The 17671-nt window shown below is 63.2% G+C and carries 14 protein-coding genes; 12 read left to right on the top strand and 2 right to left on the bottom strand.

What is annotated here, in order from left to right; translation table 11 throughout:
- Positions 1 to 102 precede the first annotated feature (102 nt).
- The 8 genes from G1E_RS23030 to G1E_RS22995 all read left to right on the top strand — a co-directional run bounded on the left by G1E_RS23030 (position 103) and on the right by G1E_RS22995 (position 10666).
- Positions 103 to 1728, top strand: coding sequence for an ABC transporter substrate-binding protein (locus tag G1E_RS23030; protein WP_047150135.1), 1626 nt, complete (start codon positions 103 to 105; stop codon positions 1726 to 1728).
- A gap of 145 nt (positions 1729 to 1873) precedes the next feature.
- Positions 1874 to 3466, top strand: coding sequence for an ABC transporter substrate-binding protein (locus G1E_RS23025; RefSeq protein ID WP_047150134.1), 1593 nt, complete (start codon positions 1874 to 1876; stop codon positions 3464 to 3466).
- A 146-nt stretch (positions 3467 to 3612) separates the two neighbouring features.
- Complete coding sequence (locus tag G1E_RS23020; RefSeq protein ID WP_009685153.1) at positions 3613 to 4992, top strand: OprD family porin; 1380 nt, start codon at positions 3613 to 3615, stop codon at positions 4990 to 4992.
- Positions 4993 to 5070: 78 nt separating this feature from the next.
- Complete coding sequence (locus tag G1E_RS23015) at positions 5071 to 6681, top strand: ABC transporter substrate-binding protein (protein WP_009685152.1); 1611 nt, start codon at positions 5071 to 5073, stop codon at positions 6679 to 6681.
- A gap of 90 nt (positions 6682 to 6771) precedes the next feature.
- Complete coding sequence (locus G1E_RS23010; RefSeq protein WP_009685151.1) at positions 6772 to 7782, top strand: ABC transporter permease subunit; 1011 nt, start codon at positions 6772 to 6774, stop codon at positions 7780 to 7782.
- 10 nt (positions 7783 to 7792) lie between these two features.
- Complete coding sequence (locus G1E_RS23005) at positions 7793 to 8719, top strand: ABC transporter permease subunit (RefSeq protein WP_009685150.1); 927 nt, start codon at positions 7793 to 7795, stop codon at positions 8717 to 8719.
- 10 nt (positions 8720 to 8729) lie between these two features.
- Positions 8730 to 9698, top strand: a complete 969-nt coding sequence (locus tag G1E_RS23000) for an ABC transporter ATP-binding protein (protein WP_009685149.1) — start codon at positions 8730 to 8732, stop codon at positions 9696 to 9698.
- Positions 9698 to 10666 (top strand): peptide ABC transporter ATP-binding protein, encoded by a 969-nt coding sequence (locus G1E_RS22995; protein ID WP_009685148.1) that lies wholly within the window; start codon positions 9698 to 9700, stop codon positions 10664 to 10666. Before G1E_RS23000 ends, G1E_RS22995 begins: the two co-directional genes overlap by 1 nt.
- A 317-nt stretch (positions 10667 to 10983) precedes the next feature.
- On the opposite strand, the gene G1E_RS22990 is transcribed toward G1E_RS22995, so the two are convergent.
- Positions 10984 to 11883 carry a hypothetical protein gene (locus G1E_RS22990; protein WP_047150133.1) on the bottom strand — a complete coding sequence of 300 codons (900 nt, stop codon included), beginning with the start codon at positions 11881 to 11883 and terminating at the stop codon, positions 10984 to 10986.
- A gap of 211 nt (positions 11884 to 12094) precedes the next feature.
- Here G1E_RS22990 and G1E_RS22985 point away from each other — a divergent pair, with 211 nt between their 5' ends.
- From G1E_RS22985 to G1E_RS22970, 4 genes are all read left to right on the top strand, one after another.
- On the top strand, positions 12095 to 12895 hold the full coding sequence (locus tag G1E_RS22985; RefSeq protein WP_009685145.1) for a nuclear transport factor 2 family protein: 801 nt from the start codon (positions 12095 to 12097) through the stop codon (positions 12893 to 12895).
- A gap of 64 nt (positions 12896 to 12959) precedes the next feature.
- A complete protein-coding gene (locus G1E_RS22980; RefSeq protein ID WP_009685144.1) occupies positions 12960 to 14366 on the top strand; it encodes an FAD-binding oxidoreductase in 1407 nt (468 codons plus the stop codon).
- A gap of 31 nt (positions 14367 to 14397) precedes the next feature.
- Positions 14398 to 14739, top strand: coding sequence for a cupin domain-containing protein (locus G1E_RS22975; protein ID WP_009685143.1), 342 nt, complete (start codon positions 14398 to 14400; stop codon positions 14737 to 14739).
- 52 nt (positions 14740 to 14791) lie between these two features.
- Complete coding sequence (locus G1E_RS22970) at positions 14792 to 15871, top strand: polyamine ABC transporter substrate-binding protein (protein WP_009685142.1); 1080 nt, start codon at positions 14792 to 14794, stop codon at positions 15869 to 15871.
- Between the two features lie 107 nt (positions 15872 to 15978).
- Here the strand turns inward: G1E_RS22970 and G1E_RS22965 are convergent, their stop codons facing one another.
- Positions 15979 to 17562 (bottom strand): peptide chain release factor 3, encoded by a 1584-nt coding sequence (locus G1E_RS22965; protein WP_047150132.1) that lies wholly within the window; start codon positions 17560 to 17562, stop codon positions 15979 to 15981.
- Between the last annotated feature and the right edge of the window lie 109 nt (positions 17563 to 17671).

Genomic DNA, 17671 nt, shown 5'->3' with positions numbered 1-17671 from the left:
ACTATCCTTGTACCTGTTGCATTGGGAACATCCCCTGCATAAGTATCCGCAGGTCGGCTCACGAGGCCACCTCACTCGAAAAATGACAAAAATGAGGCCACCATGCTCAAACACGCAGTCATACCGTTCCTGCTCGGTGCAGGCTTGCTCACCGGTGCTCCGTCGGCACTTGCCGCGTCCAACCTGGTGTTCTGCTCCGAAGGCAGCCCGGCCGGCTTCGATCCAGGGCAATACACTACCGGCACCGACTTCGACGCCTCGGCCGAAACCGTCTTCAACCGCCTGACGCAGTTCGAACGCGGCGGCACTGCAGTGATACCCGGCCTGGCCACCCGCTGGGACGTGTCCGACGATGGCAAGACCTACACCTTCCACCTGCGCGAGGGGGTGAAGTTCCACACCACCGACTACTTCAAGCCGACCCGCCCGTTCAACGCCGACGACGTGCTGTTCACCTTCAACCGCATGCTCGACAAGGACCACCCCTTCCGCAAGGCCTACCCGACCGAGTTCCCGTACTTCACCGACATGGGCATGGACAAGAACATCGCCAAGCTGGAGAAGCTTGACGAGCACACCGTCAAGTTCACCCTCAACGAGGTCGATGCAGCGTTCATCCAGAACCTGGCCATGAGCTTCGCCTCGATCCAGTCCGCCGAATACGCCGACCAGTTGCTCAAGAACGGCAAGGCCGCCGACATCAACCAGAAGCCGATCGGCACCGGCCCGTTCGTGTTCAGCAAGTACCAGAAGGACGCGCAGATCCGCTTCAAGGGCAACAAGGACTACTGGAAGCCCGAGGACGTGAAGATCGACAACCTGATCTTCGCCATCACCACCGACGCCTCGGTGCGCATGCAGAAGCTGAAAAAGAACGAATGCCAGGTCACCCTGTTCCCACGCCCGGCCGATATCGAGCCGCTGAAGGCCGACAAGAACCTGCAGATGCCCCAGCAGGCCGGCTTCAACCTGGGTTACATCGCCTATAACGTGATGGACCAGATCAAGGGCAGCAACCAGCCCAACCCCATGGCCCAGCTGAAAGTGCGCCAGGCGCTGGACATGGCCGTGGACAAGAAGCGCATCATCGAGTCGGTCTACCAGGGCGCCGGCCAGTTGGCGGTCAACGCCATGCCGCCCACGCAGTGGTCGTATGACACCAGCATCAAGGACGCACCGTTCGACCCGGAAAAAGCCAAACAACTGCTCAAGGAAGCCGGCATCAAGGAAGGCACCGAAATCACCCTGTGGGCCATGCCCGTGCAACGCCCGTACAACCCCAATGCCAAGCTGATGGCCGAAATGCTGCAGTCCGACTGGGCCAAGATCGGCATCAAGGCAAAAATTGTCAGCTATGAGTGGGGCGAGTACATCAAGCGCTCCAAAGCCGGCGAACAGGGCGCCATGCTGATTGGCTGGAGCGGCGACAACGGTGACCCGGACAACTGGCTAGGCACCCTCTACGGCTGCGATGCCATTGACGGCAACAACTTCTCCAAGTGGTGCTACAAGCCCTACGACAGCCTGATCAAACAGGCCAAGGCCACCTCCGACCAAGCCAAGCGCACCGAGCTGTACCAGCAGGCACAGCGCATCCTCAAGGAGCAGGTGCCGATCACCCCGATCGCCCACTCCACCGTCTCCCAGCCGATGAGCGTCAAGGTGAAGGACTTCAAGATCAGCCCGTTCGCGCTGAACGCCTTCTACGGCGTCAGCGTGGACAAATAGGGTAGCCCCGGCACCCGCCAGGCGGTGGGTGCCCTCCCCTCCAATCACTGATTTCTGTCGGCCTGCAGCTATCCGCTGCGGGGTCGGCACACTGTTGCCGCCATTCGTACCCGTAGGCGGTGCAAACAGAGGAAAAGGACTTGCCATGCGCCACGCCACCCGACTTGCTGCCCTGCTGGCCCTGGGCCTGATCAGCCAGGCCCCCCACCTGTACGCCAACAGCCTGGTGTTCTGCTCCGAAGGCAGCCCTGCCGGTTTCGACACCGCCCAGTACACCACCGCCACCGACAACGACGCCGCCGAACCGATCTACAACCGCCTGGTCGAGTTCGAACGTGGCGGCACCGCCGTGCACCCTGCCCTGGCTACCCGCTGGGAGGTGTCCGACGACGGCTTGAGCTATACCTTCCACCTGCGTGAAGGGGTCAGGTTCCACAGCAACAAGGCCTTCACGCCCAGCCGCGACTTCAATGCCGACGACGTGCTGTTCACCTTCAACCGCATGCTCGACAAAGCCCACCCGTTCCGCCAGGCCTACCCCACCGAGTTCCCCTATTTCATCAGCATGGGCCTGGACAAGAACATCGCCCGGGTCGAGAAACGCGACCCTCTGACCGTGGTGTTCACCCTGAACGCGGTGGATGCCGCATTCATTCAGAACCTGGCCATGAGCTTCGCCTCGATCCTCTCTGCCGAGTACGCCGAGCAGCTGCTGGCCAGCGGGCGTGCCAGTGACATCAACCAGCACCCGATCGGCACCGGCCCGTTCGTGTTCCAGCGCTACCAGAAGGACTCGCAGATCCGCTACAAGGGCAACAAGGCCTACTGGGCCCCCGAGCAGGTCAAGCTCGACAACCTGGTGTTTTCGATCAACGTAGACCCCTCGGTGCGCATCCAGAAACTGCGCCGCAACGAATGCCAGGTCACCCTGCACCCGCGCCCCGCCGACCTGCCGGCCCTTCGCGCCGACAGCCAGCTGCAGGTGCTGCAGCAGCCGGGCTTCAACCTCGGCTACATCGCCTACAACACCCGCCATGCACCGTTCGACCGCCTGGAAGTACGCCAGGCGCTGGACATGGCGGTGAACAAGCAAGCCATCATCCAGGCGGTGTACCAGGACGCCGGCCAGTTGGCAGTCAACGCCATGCCACCGACCCAATGGTCCTACGACAACAGCCTCAAGGATGCCCCTTACAACCCGGAAAAGGCCCGCCAACTGCTGCGCCAGGCCGGCGTAGCGCCAGGTACCGAGGTCACCTTGTGGGCCATGCCGGTGCAGCGCCCGTACAACCCCAACGCCAAGCTGATGGCCGAAATGCTGCAGGCCGACTGGAACAAACTCGGCCTCAAGGTGCGCATCGTCAGCTACGAGTGGGGGGAATACATAAAGCGCATGAAAAACGGCGAGCACGACATCGCCCTGATCGGCTGGACCGGTGACAACGGCGACCCCGACAACTGGCTGGGCACCCTCTACAGCTGCGCCGCCATTGGCAGCAACAACTACTCGCAGTGGTGCGATCCGCAGTACGACAGCCTGGTCATGCAGGCCAAGCGCGTGAGCGACCCGGTGCAACGCAGCGCCCTGTACCAGCAGGCACAGCAGCGCCTCAAGCAGCAGGTGCCGATCACCCCGGTGGCCCATTCCACCGTCAACCAGCCGCTCAGCGTCAAGGTTTCCCAATTCAAGGTCAGCCCGTTTGGGCGCAATGATTTCTCCGGTGTGAGTGTTGACTGATGGCCAACCTGCACCGGCCGCTTCGCCGGTACAGGCAACACAGCGTCCGGATCAAGCCCGGCAACCCCGCGGCAACCCTGGCAACACCGCAGCAAGCACCCGGCCCACAAGGCCGGCCATAACTAGAAAAGAAAGGGAGCTTCAACTTGAAACTATTCACCTTGAGCGCACTGGCCTTATCCATCAGTGCAGTGACCACCATGGCCCAGGCTGACCCGCAAAGCCAGGCGTTCATTCCCATCACCCTCAAGAGCACCAGCGAGCAAGCCCAGGCCAGCGGTTTTATCGAGGGGCAGAACCTGTCCGGCAGCACCCGTAACTGGTACGCCCGCGAACGCGCGGCGCGCGCCCCCCTGTGGAAGTACTACAAGAACGACGGCACCCGCCACGACACCCACAGCCGTGAGAACTGGGTGCAGGGCACCATCCTCAACTACAGCTCCGGCTTTACCGAGGGTACCGTCGGCATCGCCGTCGAGGCCGCCGGCTACAATGCGATTGCGCTGCAGCAGAGCCGCCAGGCCGTAGCCGGCCCCAACAACCGCACCCTCACCCACAGCGACGGCGACCCCATCGGCCAGTGGAGCAAGCTGGGCCTGGGCAACATCAAGGCACGCGTGTCCAACACCACACTCACCCTGGGCAGGCAATCGGTGGACACACCCATGATCGCCTACATCGGCAACCGTGCCCTGCCGTCGAGCTTCCAGGGCGTATTCCTGCACAGCGCCGAGTTCGACAACCTCAACTTCGACCTGGGCACCTTCGACCGCGTTTCGCCGCGTACCGAGCAAAGCCTCAGCAAGTTCCGCAGCGAGTACAGCGCCACTGGCGTGGAAACCGACCGTGCCAGCACTGCCGGCATCAACTACCAGCCGTTCAAGAGCCTGAGCACCAGCCTGTACGCCACCAAAGTCGATGACTTCTGGAACCAGTACTACTTCGGCGCCAACCACGTGCTTGGCGACAGTGCGGTGCTCAGCCTGACCACTGGCCTGAACTACTACAAGACAGTCGACGCCGGCAGCCAGAAAATGGGCAAGATCGACAACGACACCTACAGCCTGTCGTTCGGCCTGACCCACCAGGCGCACACCCTCAGCGCTTCGTGGCAGCAGGTCAACGGCAACGAATACTTCGACTACCTGCACGAAACCAACGGCATTTTCCTGGCCAACTCGTTGCTCTCGGACTTCAACGGCCCGAACGAGAAATCCCTGCAGATTTCCTACGTGCTGAACATGGCGCCCTACGGCGTGCCAGGCTTGAAGTTCAACCTGTACAACGCCCGCGGCTGGGGCATCGATGGCACCCACTACCGTGGCACCGCCTATGACGTGAGGGGCCTGGATGGCGAAACCCACTACGAGTGGGGTATCGGCACCAGCTACGCGGTGCAGAGCGGGCCGTTGAAGGACACCAGTATCCGCGCCACCTACACCACGCACCGCGCCAGCAAGGCGCAGGCCGATGGCAGCCTGGACGAGTTCCGCGTGGTCACCACCATCCCATTCAACATTCTCTGACCGTTTGCGCCACGGCCCGCTGCACGGCGGGCCTTGGCGGCTACGCTGGAATCAATGCACGCAGGGAGTCTTCAACCCATGCACAGAGTTTTCATCAAGTCGCGACCGCTACGCCTGGCGCTGGCTGCGCTGGTGCTCGGCAGTGCCACGCAACTGGCGGCCAAGCCGCTGGTGGTCTGCACCGAAGCCAGCCCGGAGGGCTTCGACGTGGTCCAGTACACCACCGGCGTCACCTTCGATGCGTCCTCTGAAACACTGTTCAACCGCCTGGTGGACTTCAAGCCCGGGACCACCGACATCGAGCCGGCCCTGGCCGAGCGCTGGGACATTTCAGCAGATGGCCTGACCTATACCTTTCACCTGCGCAAGGGCGTGAAGTTCCACAGCACCGACTACTTCACACCCACCCGCGAATTCAACGCCGACGATGTGCTGTGGAGCCTGCGGCGCCAGCTGGACCCGGCGCACCCGTGGCACGACAAGACCAGCGTCGGCTACCCGTACTTCGAGAGCATGGCCTTCAGCCAGTTGCTCAAGGCGGTGGACAAGACCGACGAGCATACCGTGGTGATCACCCTCACCCGCCCCGAAGCACCGTTCCTGCATGACATGGCCATGGGCTTCACCTCTATCTATTCGGCAGAATACGGCGACCAGTTGCTCAAGGCCGGCAAGACCGCCGAGCTGAACAGCAAACCCATCGGCACCGGGCCGTTCATCTTCCAGCGCTACAACAAGGACGCGCAGGTCCGCTTCAAACCCAACCCCGACTACTTCCGCGGCAAACCGCCGGCCGACGCCCTGATCTTCGCCATTGCCACCGACAGCAATGTGCGCCTGCAGAAATTGCGCGCCAACGAGTGCCAGGTGGCGCTGTACCCCAAGCCGGACGACGTGCCCTCGATCAAGGCCGACCGCACCCTCAAGGTGGCCGAAACCGAAGCGCTGGTGACCGGCTATGTTGCCATGAACACCCAGCACAAGTACCTCAGCGACGTGCGTGTGCGTAAAGCCATCAACATGGCATTCGACCGCCAGACCCACGTCGACCAGCTGTTCGGCAAAGGTAATGCGTTGGTCGGGGTGAACCCCTACCCGCCCAGCATGATGGGCTTCAACCCGGCCAACCAGAACCCGCCGCGTGACCTTGCCAAGGCGCGCGCCCTGCTCAAGGAGGCGGATGTGCCGGAGGGCACCGTCATCACCCTGTTCACCCGCAACGGCGGTGGCATGACCAACCCCAACCCGCGCCTGTCGGCCGAGATGCTGCAGGCCGACCTCGGCCAGATCGGCCTGAAGCTGGATATCCGTGTGATGGAGTGGGCCGAGATGCTGCGCCGCGCCAAGCGCGGTGAAGCCGACCTGGTGTCCACCGGCTGGGCGGGCGACAACGGCGACCCGGACAACTTCCTCACCCCCCTGCTCAGTTGCGAGGCGGCCAAGACCGGCGAGAACTATGCGCGCTGGTGCAACCCTAAGTTCCAGGAGCTGATCAGCCGAGCCCGCGAGGTGGTCGACAACGACGAACGGGCAAGGCTCTATAGCGAGGCATTGAAGGTGTACGATGACGACCAACCGTGGATCAGCATGGCCCACCCGAAGATGTTCACCGCCATGCGTGACAATGTAGAGGGCTACGTGATCAGCCCTCTGGCCAAAAACAACTTCGCCACCACCCGGGTGAAGTAGAACAACGACGACCGCCGGCGCCCAGCAGGGAACCGGCGGCACTGCCGTAGCGTGCTGCTGGCCGTACGGTCTGATGAGGTAACCCCGACAATGTTGAGTTTTATTGCCCGGCGCCTTGGCCTGCTGATACCGACTTTTTTCGGCATCACGTTGCTGACTTTCGCGCTCATACGCCTGATCCCCGGCGACCCGGTGGAAGTGATGATGGGCGAGCGCAGGGTCGACCCCGAAATGCATGCCCAGGCCATGGAGCGCCTGGGCTTGAACAAACCCCTGCCGGTCCAGTACCTGGACTATGTCGGCAAGCTGGCCCAGGGCGACCTGGGTGAATCGCTGCGCACCCGCGAAAGCGTGTGGCGGGAGTTCCTGACCTTGTTCCCGGCCACCCTGGAACTGGCCTTTGCCGCGCTGTTGTTCGCTGGCGTGGTCGGCCTGCTGGCCGGGGTGATCGCGGCGCTCAAACGCGGCTCGCTGTTCGACCACGGGGTAATGGGCATATCCCTGGCGGGCTATTCGATGCCGATCTTCTGGTGGGGTCTGATCCTGATCATGTTCTTCTCGGTGAGCCTGGGCTGGACCCCGGTGTCCGGGCGCATCGACCTGCTCTACGACATCGAGCCGAAAACCGGCTTCATGCTGATCGATACCCTGCTCAGCGATGAGGAAGGCTCATTCAAGGACGCGGTGATGCACCTGATTCTGCCTGCCATCGTGCTCGGCACCATCCCGCTGGCGGTAATCGCGCGCATGACCCGCTCATCGATGCTTGAAGTGCTGCGCGAAGACTACATCCGTACAGCCCGTGCCAAAGGCCTGTCGCCGGCCCGGGTAGTGTTCGTGCATGGCCTGCGCAACGCATTGATCCCGGTGCTCACCGTGTTCGGCCTGCAGGTCGGCACGCTGTTGGCCGGTGCGGTGCTGACCGAAACCATCTTCTCCTGGCCGGGCATCGGCAAATGGCTGATCGAAGCCATCGGCGCCCGTGACTACCCCGTGGTCCAGAACGGCATCCTGCTGATCGCCTGCCTGGTAATCCTGGTCAACTTCGTCGTGGACATTCTCTACGGCCTGGCCAACCCACGCATCCGTCATCAGCGCTGAGGCCCTTGCCATGACTAGCCCGATTCCGAAATCCGTGTCGCCGGCCAGCCCGGTGGACCAAAGCCTGCTCTACCCTTCGCCGTACAAAGAATTCTGGCAAGCCTTCGCGCGCAACAAAGGCGCGGTGATGGGCCTGGCGTTCATGTGCCTGGTGGTGTTCTGCGCGCTGTTCGCGCCATGGGTCGCCCCCCATGACCCCAGCGAGCAGTACCGCGACTTCCTGTTGACCCCACCGGTGTGGCTGGAGGGCGGCACCTGGCAGTTCATCCTTGGCACCGACGAACTCGGCCGCGACCTGCTTTCACGCCTGATCCAGGGCGCGCGGCTGTCGCTGCTGATCGGCCTGTCCTCGGTGGTGATGTCGCTGATCCCGGGCATCCTGCTAGGCCTGCTGGCCGGGTTCTTCCCGCAACTGCTGGGCCCGTCGATCATGCGCCTGATGGACGTGATGCTGGCCCTGCCGTCGCTGCTGCTGGCGGTGGCGATCGTCGCCATTCTCGGCCCAGGCCTGATCAACACGGTGATTGCGATCGCCATCGTGTCGCTGCCCTCTTACGTGCGCCTGACCCGCGCCGCCGTGATGGGCGAGCTGAACCGCGACTACGTCACGGCCGCACGCCTGGCCGGCGCCGGCTTGCCACGCCTGATGTTCGTCACGGTGCTGCCCAACTGCATGGCACCGTTGATCGTGCAGGCCACCTTGAGTTTTTCCTCGGCGATCCTCGACGCCGCCGCCCTGGGCTTCCTTGGCCTGGGCGTGCAGCCGCCCACCCCCGAGTGGGGCACCATGCTGGCTTCGGCGCGTGACTACATCGAGCGTGCCTGGTGGGTGGTGAGCCTGCCCGGCCTGACCATTCTGCTCAGTGTGTTGGCAATCAACCTGATGGGCGACGGCCTGCGCGATGCGCTGGACCCGAAACTCAAGAACGCCGCCTGAGGAGAACGCCATGTCACTGTTACAGATCAACAACCTGAACGTGCGCTTCGGCGACGCCACTGCCGTACCGGTGGTCGATGGCCTGGACCTGGCGGTGGACGCCGGCGAGATCCTGGCGATCGTCGGCGAGTCCGGCTCGGGTAAATCGGTCACCATGATGGCCCTGATGGGCCTGATCGATGCGCCTGGGCGCATTACCGCCGACGCCCTGACGTTCGACGGCACCGACATGCTCAAGCTCAGCGGCCGGCAACGGCGCAAGGTGGTGGGTAAGGACATCGCCATGGTCTTCCAGGACCCGATGACCGCACTGAACCCCAGCTACACGGTAGGCTTCCAGATCGAGGAGGTGCTGCGCCAACACTTGGGCCTGAAGGGCAAGGCAGCGCGCCAACGTGCCCTTGAGCTATTGAAAAAGGTCGAGATCCCGGCGGCGGAAAGCCGCCTGGATGCCTACCCGCACCAGTTGTCCGGCGGCATGAGCCAGCGTGTGGCAATTGCCATGGCGATTGCCGGCGAACCCAAGCTGCTGATCGCCGATGAGCCCACCACCGCGCTGGACGTGACGATCCAGGCGCAGATCATGGAACTGCTGGTGAACCTGCAGAAAGAGCGCAACATGGCGCTGATCCTCATCACCCACGACCTTGCCGTAGTCGCCGAAACGGCCAGGCGGGTGTGCGTGATGTATGCCGGCCAGGCGGTGGAAGTTGGCCAGGTTCCGGAGCTGTTCGACCTGCCGGCCCACCCTTACAGCGAAGCCCTGCTGGCGGCCATCCCCGAACACAGCCTTGGCGCCGAACGCCTGGCCACCCTGCCCGGCATCGTGCCTGGCCGCTACGACCGCCCCGTGGGCTGCCTGCTGTCGCCGCGCTGCCCTTATGTACAGGACAACTGCCGGCGCCAGCGCCCGCCCCTCGACCCTCAGGCGTACAGCCTGGTGCGTTGCTTCTACCCGCTGAACCAGGAGGTGGCGTAATGGCCGTGGTTCTGACTGCCCGGGAATTGACCCGGCATTACGAAGTATCCCGCGGGCTGTTCAAAGGCCACGCACTGGTCCGCGCGCTCAACGGCGTGTCGTTCGAGCTGGAGGCCGGCAAGACCCTGGCGGTGGTGGGTGAGTCTGGCTGCGGCAAGTCGACCCTGGCCCGCGCCCTGACATTGATCGAAGAGCCGTCTTCCGGCTCCCTGCAAATTGCCGGCACCGAAGTCACTGGCGCCAGCAAGGCCCAGCGCAAGCAACTGCGCCGCGACGTGCAGATGGTATTCCAGAGCCCCTACGCTTCGCTCAACCCGCGGCAGAAGATTGGCGACCAGTTGGCCGAACCTTTGCTGATCAACACCTCGCTGAGCAAGGCCGAACGGCGAGACAAGGTGCAGAAGATGATGGAGCAGGTCGGCCTGCGCCCCGAACATTATCAGCGCTACCCGCACATGTTCTCTGGCGGCCAGCGCCAGCGCATCGCCTTGGCCCGGGCGATGATGCTGCAGCCCAAGGTACTGGTGGCAGACGAACCGACCTCAGCGCTGGACGTGTCGATCCAGGCACAGGTACTGAACCTGTTCATGGACTTGCAGAAGGAGTTCAACACCGCCTACGTGTTCATCTCGCACAACCTGGCGGTGGTGCGGCACGTGGCCGACCAAGTGCTGGTGATGTACCTGGGAAGGCCCGCAGAAATGGGGCCCAAGGAGGACATCTACGAGAAGCCGCTGCACCCGTACACCCAGGCACTGCTGTCAGCGACGCCGGCGATTCATCCCGACCCGCTGAAGCCGAAAATCAGAATTGCCGGGGAGTTGCCCAACCCGCTGAACCCGCCGGACGGCTGCGCGTTCCACAAGCGCTGCCCACATGCCACTGAGCGCTGCGCCAAGGACGTGCCGGCGTTCAGGCAAGTCGGTACCCGGCAAGTGGCCTGTCATTACGCGGAGCAGTTTCTTTAATCAGTTGCCAGAGCGGTCTGCGCTGGCGTGAGGTTCACGCGACCTCTGCAGAAGCGGCCTTGCGCCGCGATGGGCCGCCCCGCGGCCCCCAGCCGCTCAATGCATGAAAATCCAGATCAGGATAATCACCGGTATCGGTACGCCGATCATCCACAGCAATATCGAGCGCATGTTCAACCTCCGTCAATGGTGGCAATAGCAAAGGGCGGCCTGGGCCGCCCTTACTGTCAGTGCATGAACAGTGCAATCAGGATGATCACGGGAATCGGTACTCCAAGCATCCACAGCAATATCGAGCGCATGGTAATTCTCCTTGCTTAACGTTGAACGGTGCGGGTAGTGACGTAGTCGCCTTCCAGCCACTGCACGCGGTCGCGCAGGCGACCGCCATACAGGGCCGCGACGCTGGCGATAAAGGCGCCGCACAGCAGCGCGACGAAGGTCCAGAGGGCAGTCCAGGCAGCTACCTTGGCGGCAGTATCGGCCGCTTGCTTGGCATCGGTTTTCAGCTGCTGCACCTGAGCCATTACCTGGTCCACACGGGCTTCGGCTTCGGCCTGGGTCAGGCGGGTACGCTGCGCCACCAACTGGGCCAGGTAGGTACGGTCCTCAGGAGGCAATGCGCCGTCCCCGGCAATGCCCTTGGCCAGAATGCGCGCGGCAACCCCATTGGCGGCGTCCTCGCTGACTGGCGCCGGGCCGTCACCGCGGAACAGGCTGTCGACGAAGTACCCCATCGAGTCATTGTTGCTACCGGTAGCCGCCGATGCACCTGCGGCAGCAGACACCGTGGCCGCTTGCGACGCAGCGCTGGCTCCGGCCCCTACCAAGTTGCCCGCCGCGCCCAGCACCAGCATGGCGGCGACCAGGGTGGCCACTGCCCACGACAGGAAGCCATGCGCGGTATCGCGGAAGTACACCTCGTCACCGTGCAGGTTCGCCCACTTCACCCGCAGCCGGCCGGCAATATAGCCGCCCATGCCCGATGCGATGATCTGCGTGAGCAGCAGCCAGACAATGGTAGAAACGCCCAGGGCTTTGGCACTCGCCCCTTCGTCAGCCCAAGGCGAGGTTGCGGCGAAGCCCAATCCCGCGCCCAGTACCACAAGGATGAGGGAAACGGATGCGGCAGCAGCCGCGCCAGCGAAGATGGCCGCCCAGGAAACACCTGAACGGCTTTGCGTATCGACAGCGGGGTAGTCGGCAGAGGTGATCATGATGTGTGCGCCTTATGTTGTTAGCGAGAATTCCATTCGCGCAGTAACCTTTGCAGTAGCTGTGCCAGCTGTGACAAAAAATGACGCCCATATAAATCAGTGGCTTAGCTCGCTGGCCGCCTGCTGAACCGTGCAAAATGCGCGAAAGCGCCCTATCCATCAGGTGTTCTGCATTCTTGTGATGGCCTGGCCGGCAAGGCATGATCCAGCCATGACGCTTCCCGATGACCCCGCCCAGACCCCACTCACCGCCGAGACCGTGCTGCGCTACCACCTGTGCTGGAAGCACCGTGACCTCGACGGCGTGATGGCGCTTTATCACCCCGATGTCCAGTATCACGACTTCTTCCAGAACCGCGTGCTGGGCTATCGCGAACTGCGCGACTACGTGCGCGCCTGCCTACCCCATGAAGCCGGCGAAGACATCGTCCACAGTGACCGTATCCGCGTCGATGGCTGCACCGCGTTCATCCAGTACCAGGTTACGGTGCAGGGCGGCGATGGCCTGGTGGCGTTTCAGTCCAGCGAGGCAATTACCGTGAGGGACGGCCTGATCTGGCGGGTCAACGAATATGCGACCCTGGTGCGCCAGCACGGCAACACCGCGGGCACCGGCGGCGCGCGGCCAGCCACCAGCCGCCTGGGCCTGTCACCGCGGCAGCTGTCGACCATGGCCCAGGACCTGGAACACTATTTTCAGCGCCAGCGCCCCTACCTGGACCCTGAACTGGATCTGCAGCAAGTTGCCGATGCCAGTGGCTACAGCCGCAACCAGATTTCCTACCTGCTGAACCAGGTGCTTGGGCAAAGCTTCTACCGCTACGTCAACCAGGCGCGCCTGCAGCACCTGATGGCCAGCCTTGATGACAACAGCGCCGGAACACCCATCGATGACCTGGCGTTCAACGCTGGCTTCAATTCGCTGTCGGCGTTCTACAAGTGCTTCCGTGAACACACCGGGCTCACACCCAAGGCCTACCTGAAGCAAATTTCCCTGCGTGCACGCACGTAAGACAGCCGCCCACTCGCCCGACTAGGATCGGCCACAGACCTTGACGGACGTGGAGCCGAACCCGATGCAACCCCTGCGCACGCTCAGCCTGTGGATGGACCAGCTCGACGAGCCGCTGTGCGCCCGCCCGGCCCTGCGCGACGACCTGGACGCGGATGTGTGCATCATCGGCGCGGGCTACACCGGGCTGTGGACCGCCTACTACCTCAAGCGCCAGGCACCCCAGCTGAACATTGCACTGATCGATGCCAACATCGCCGGTTTCGGCGCCTCTGGGCGCAACGGTGGCTGGCTGATGGGCAACCTGCTCGGCGAAGACCGCCTGCTCGCCAGCCTGTCACCGCAGCAGCGCCGCGCCAGCATCGACCTGCTGCACGGGATTCCGGACGAGGTGCACAGCGTGCTGCAGCGCGAAGGCATCGACTGCCACTACCGCAAAGGGGGCGTGCTGTATTGCGCCGCGCGCTACCCGGAACAGGAACGCAGCCTGCGCGCCTACCTCGACGACCTGTACCGCCAGGGCATGACCGAAGACGACTACCGTTGGTTGCGCCCCGAACAGCTGGACGCGCAGCTACGGGTCAGCAACGCCTATGGCGCGATCTACAGCCCGCACACGGCGACCATTCAGCCGGCCATGCTCGCCCGTGGCCTGGCCCGGGCACTGGAAGCGCTGGGTGTACCGATCTACGAAAATACCCCAGCCATCGACTGGCAACCGGGTGAGGTGCGTACACCGCTGGCGCGCATTCGCTGCCAATGGGTGGTGCCCGCCGTGGAAGGCTACGCCGCCAGCCTGCCACCACTGGGCAAACACCAACTGCCGGTGCAGAGCCTGCTGGTGGCCACCGAGCCACTTCCCGAGGCGACCTGGGAACAGATCGGCATGAGCCAGGGCCAGGCCTTCAGCGAAAGCAGCCGCCAGGTCACCTATGGCCAGCGCACGGCCGACAACCGGCTGGTATTCGGCGCCCGGGGCGGGTACCGCTTCGGCGGCCGCCTGCGTGAAAACTTCAACCTCGACGAACATGAAATCGAGCTGCGCCGCTACCTGTTCAGCGAACTCTTCCCACAGCTAAAGCATGCGCGTATCACCCATTCGTGGGGTGGCAACCTAGGCATGGCGCGGCGCTTCCGCCCACACATGCTCTGCGACCGCCAGCGCGGCATCGCCCTGGCCGGCGGTTACGGCGGCGAAGGCGTTGGCGCCACCAACCTGGGCGGGCGGACCCTGGCGGCACTGATCCTCAACCAGCACAACGCGCTGACGGCGCAACCGTGGGTGCTCGACAACCGCCCGGTTTCAAGCCTGGCCAGCTGGCCCCCCGAGCCCTGCCGCTGGCTGGGCTACAACGCAATCATCCAGAGCTTCGTCCACGAGGACCGGACCCTCGCCAACCCCGCCAGCGCGCCCTGGCGGCGGCGCCTGGCCAGCTCGCTCGCGGACTTCATGGAAGGCTTCATGCACTGATTCCCTTTCCCCAACACAGGATCCACCGGTCATGCGCATCACCCAGTTCAAGAATACCGACAGCGTCGCACTGGCTAGCGCCAGCCCGGTAGCGGTGCCCCTCGGCGAACCCGTGGCAGTGGCTTCGGTCACCAGCGTGGAACGCGACGACGGCGTCGAAACCGGTATCTGGGAGTGCACCCCCGGGCGTTGGCGGCGGCAGATCGTGCAACAGGAGTTCTGCCATTTCATCAAGGGCCGCTGCACCTTCACCCCCGACGGTGGCGAGCCCCTGCTTATAGAAGCCGGAGACGCATTGATGCTACCGGCCAACAGCACCGGCACCTGGGACATCCAGGAGACCGTGCGCAAGACCTACGTACTGATTTTCTGATCCGCTGATCGCCTGCCTTCGATAACAACAGACAAAGCAAGGTAACTCCGACATGCGCACACGCCTTCTTGCACCCTTGATGCTGGCCGCCAGTGTGGCCAGTGCCGCCGAAACGGTGAAAATCTACAACTGGTCCAGCTACGTGGCACCCGACACGCTGAAAAACTTCCAGCAAGCCACTGGCATCGTGCCCACCTACGACGTGTATGACAGCAACGAAACCCTCGACGGCAAGCTGATGACCGGCAACTCTGGCTACGACGTGGTGTTCCCTTCCAACCACTTCATGGCCCGGCAGATCCAAGGCAAGGCCTTGAAACGCCTGGACAAGTCGCAGCTGCCCAACTGGCAGAACCTCAACCCGGTGCTGCTCAAGGCGCTGGAGGTGAATGACCCGGGCAACCAGTACGGTTTCCCCTACCTGTGGGGCAGCACCGGAATCGGCTACAACATCGACAAGGTCAAGGCGGTACTGGGCGACAACGCGCCGCTGGACTCGTGGGACCTGATCTTCAAGCCCGAATACATGAGCAAGCTGAAAAGCTGCGGTGTAGCGGTGCTGGACAACGGCCCCGAGCTGCTGCCGATTGCCCTGCACTACCTGGGCCTGCCGCACCACAGCCAGAACCCGGCAGACTACGACAAGGCCAAGGCGCTGTTGATGCAGGTACGGCCCTACATCAGCTACTTCCACTCCTCGAAATACACTGGCGACCTGGCCAACGGCGATGTCTGCGTGGTGGTGGGCTTCTCGGGGGATGTGCTGCAGGCGAAGAACCGCGCCGAAGAGGCGCACAACGGCGTCAAGGTGGGCTATTCGATACCCAAGGAAGGCGCGCCCTTGTGGTTCGACATGGTGGCCATGCCGGCCGATGCACCAGATGAAAAGGCTGGCTATGCCTACATGAACTACCTGCTGCAGCCGGAGGTGATGGCCAACATCAGCAACCATGTGCAGTATGCCAACGGCAACCTCAAGGCGGACGGGCTGGTGGACCCTGCGCTGAAAGGCAATGCGATGATTTACCCGAGCGAAGCCGTGATGGGCAAGCTGTATGCGCTGGAGGCGATGCCGGCCAAGATCGACCGCATCAGGACCCGGGTCTGGACCAGTATCAAGGCCGGGAATTGAAATGGGGCCGCTTTGCGGCCCTTCGCGGGCACGCCCGCTCCCACAGTGATTGCCCGTGGGAGCGGGCGTGCCCGCGAAGGGCTGCAAGGCAGCCCCAAATCCAATAGTCAGTGGTGCTCGCGGGTAGCGCGGAACTTGATGTCCGGCCAGCGTTCTTCCATCAGCGCCAGGTTGACCCGGGTCGGCGCCAGGTAAGTGAGGTGGCCGCCACCATCGATGGCCAGGTTTTCCATGGCCTTGGTCTGGAATTCCTCAAGCTTCTTCTTGTCGTCGCAGCTGATCCAGCGGGCCGACCACACGGTGATCGGCTCCCAGGCGCACTCGACCTTGTACTCTTCCTTCAGGCGGCTGGCGACCACGTCGAACTGCAGCACACCGACCGCACCCAGGATGATGTCGTTGCTGCGCTCGGGGAAGAACACCTGCGTGGCACCCTCTTCCGCCAGCTGCTGCAAGCCCTGGCGCAGCTGCTTGGACTTCAGCGGGTCCTTCAGGCGCACACGGCGGAACAGCTCCGGGGCGAAGTGCGGGATACCGGTAAAGCCCAGGGCCTCGCCTTCGGTAAAGGTGTCACCGATCTGGATGGTGCCGTGGTTGTGCAGGCCGATGATGTCGCCGGCAAAGGCCTCTTCCAGTTGCTCACGCTCGGAGGAGAAGAAGGTCAGCGCATCGCCGATACGCAGGTCCTTGTTGAGGCGCACGTGGCGCATCTTCATGCCCTTTTCGTACTTGCCCGAGCAGATGCGCATGAACGCGATACGGTCGCGGTGTTTCGGGTCCATGTTCGCCTGGATCTTGAACACGAAACCGGTGAACTTCTCTTCGACCGGCTCTACGGTACGTTCGTGGGCCACACGCCCGAGCGGCCGCGGCGCCCAGTCGACCACCGCGTCGAGCACGTGGTCGACACCGAAGTTACCGAGTGCCGTACCGAAGAACACCGGGGTCAGCTGGCCACTGATGAACTCTTCCTGGTTGAACTCGTGGCAAGCACCCTGCACCAGCTCCAGTTGCTCGACGAACGAATCGTATTGGTCACCCAGGTGGGCACGGGCCTCGTCGGAGTCCAGCTTCTGGATGATCTTGGCCTCGGTGCGCTCATGGCCGTGGCCAGGGGTGTACACCACGATGTAGTCACCGGTGAGGTGGTACACGCCCTTGAAGTCACGGTAGCAACCGATCGGCCAGGTGATCGGCGCGGCCTTGATCTTCAGAACCGCCTCGATCTCGTCGAGCAGTTCGATCGGGTCGCGAATGTCACGGTCGAGTTTGTTGATGAAGCTGACGATGGGCGTGTCGCGCAGGCGGCAGACGTCCATCAGGGCGATGGTCCGCGGCTCTACACCTTTACCGCCGTCCAGCACCATCAGCGCCGAGTCCACTGCGGTCAGGGTGCGGTAGGTGTCTTCAGAGAAGTCTTCGTGGCCGGGGGTGTCGAGCAGGTTGATCATGTGCTCGCGGTACGGGAACTGCATCACCGAGGTGGTGATGGAGATGCCGCGCTGCTTCTCCATTTCCATCCAGTCGGAGGTGGCATGGCGGTCGGACTTGCGCGACTTCACGGTACCGGCGACGGCAATGGCCTTGCCCATCAGCAGCAGCTTTTCGGTGATGGTGGTCTTACCGGCGTCGGGGTGGGAAATGATTGCGAAAGTGCGGCGCTTCGCGACTTCGGCGGCCTGGTTGGTCATGGGAAATCGCCTGACTGGGGGATTTGAAAGGGGCGATATCATACCTGAAGTTGGGCGGGGACCAAAATCTGCTGATTGAGAGGTTGCAGGTCCGGCCCTATCGCCGGCA

Source organism: Pseudomonas sp. TJI-51, from assembly GCF_000190455.2.
In the GTDB taxonomy this organism is placed as follows: Bacteria; Pseudomonadota; Gammaproteobacteria; order Pseudomonadales; family Pseudomonadaceae; genus Aquipseudomonas; species Aquipseudomonas juntendi.
This window is presented reverse-complemented; position numbering and strand designations above follow the sequence as displayed.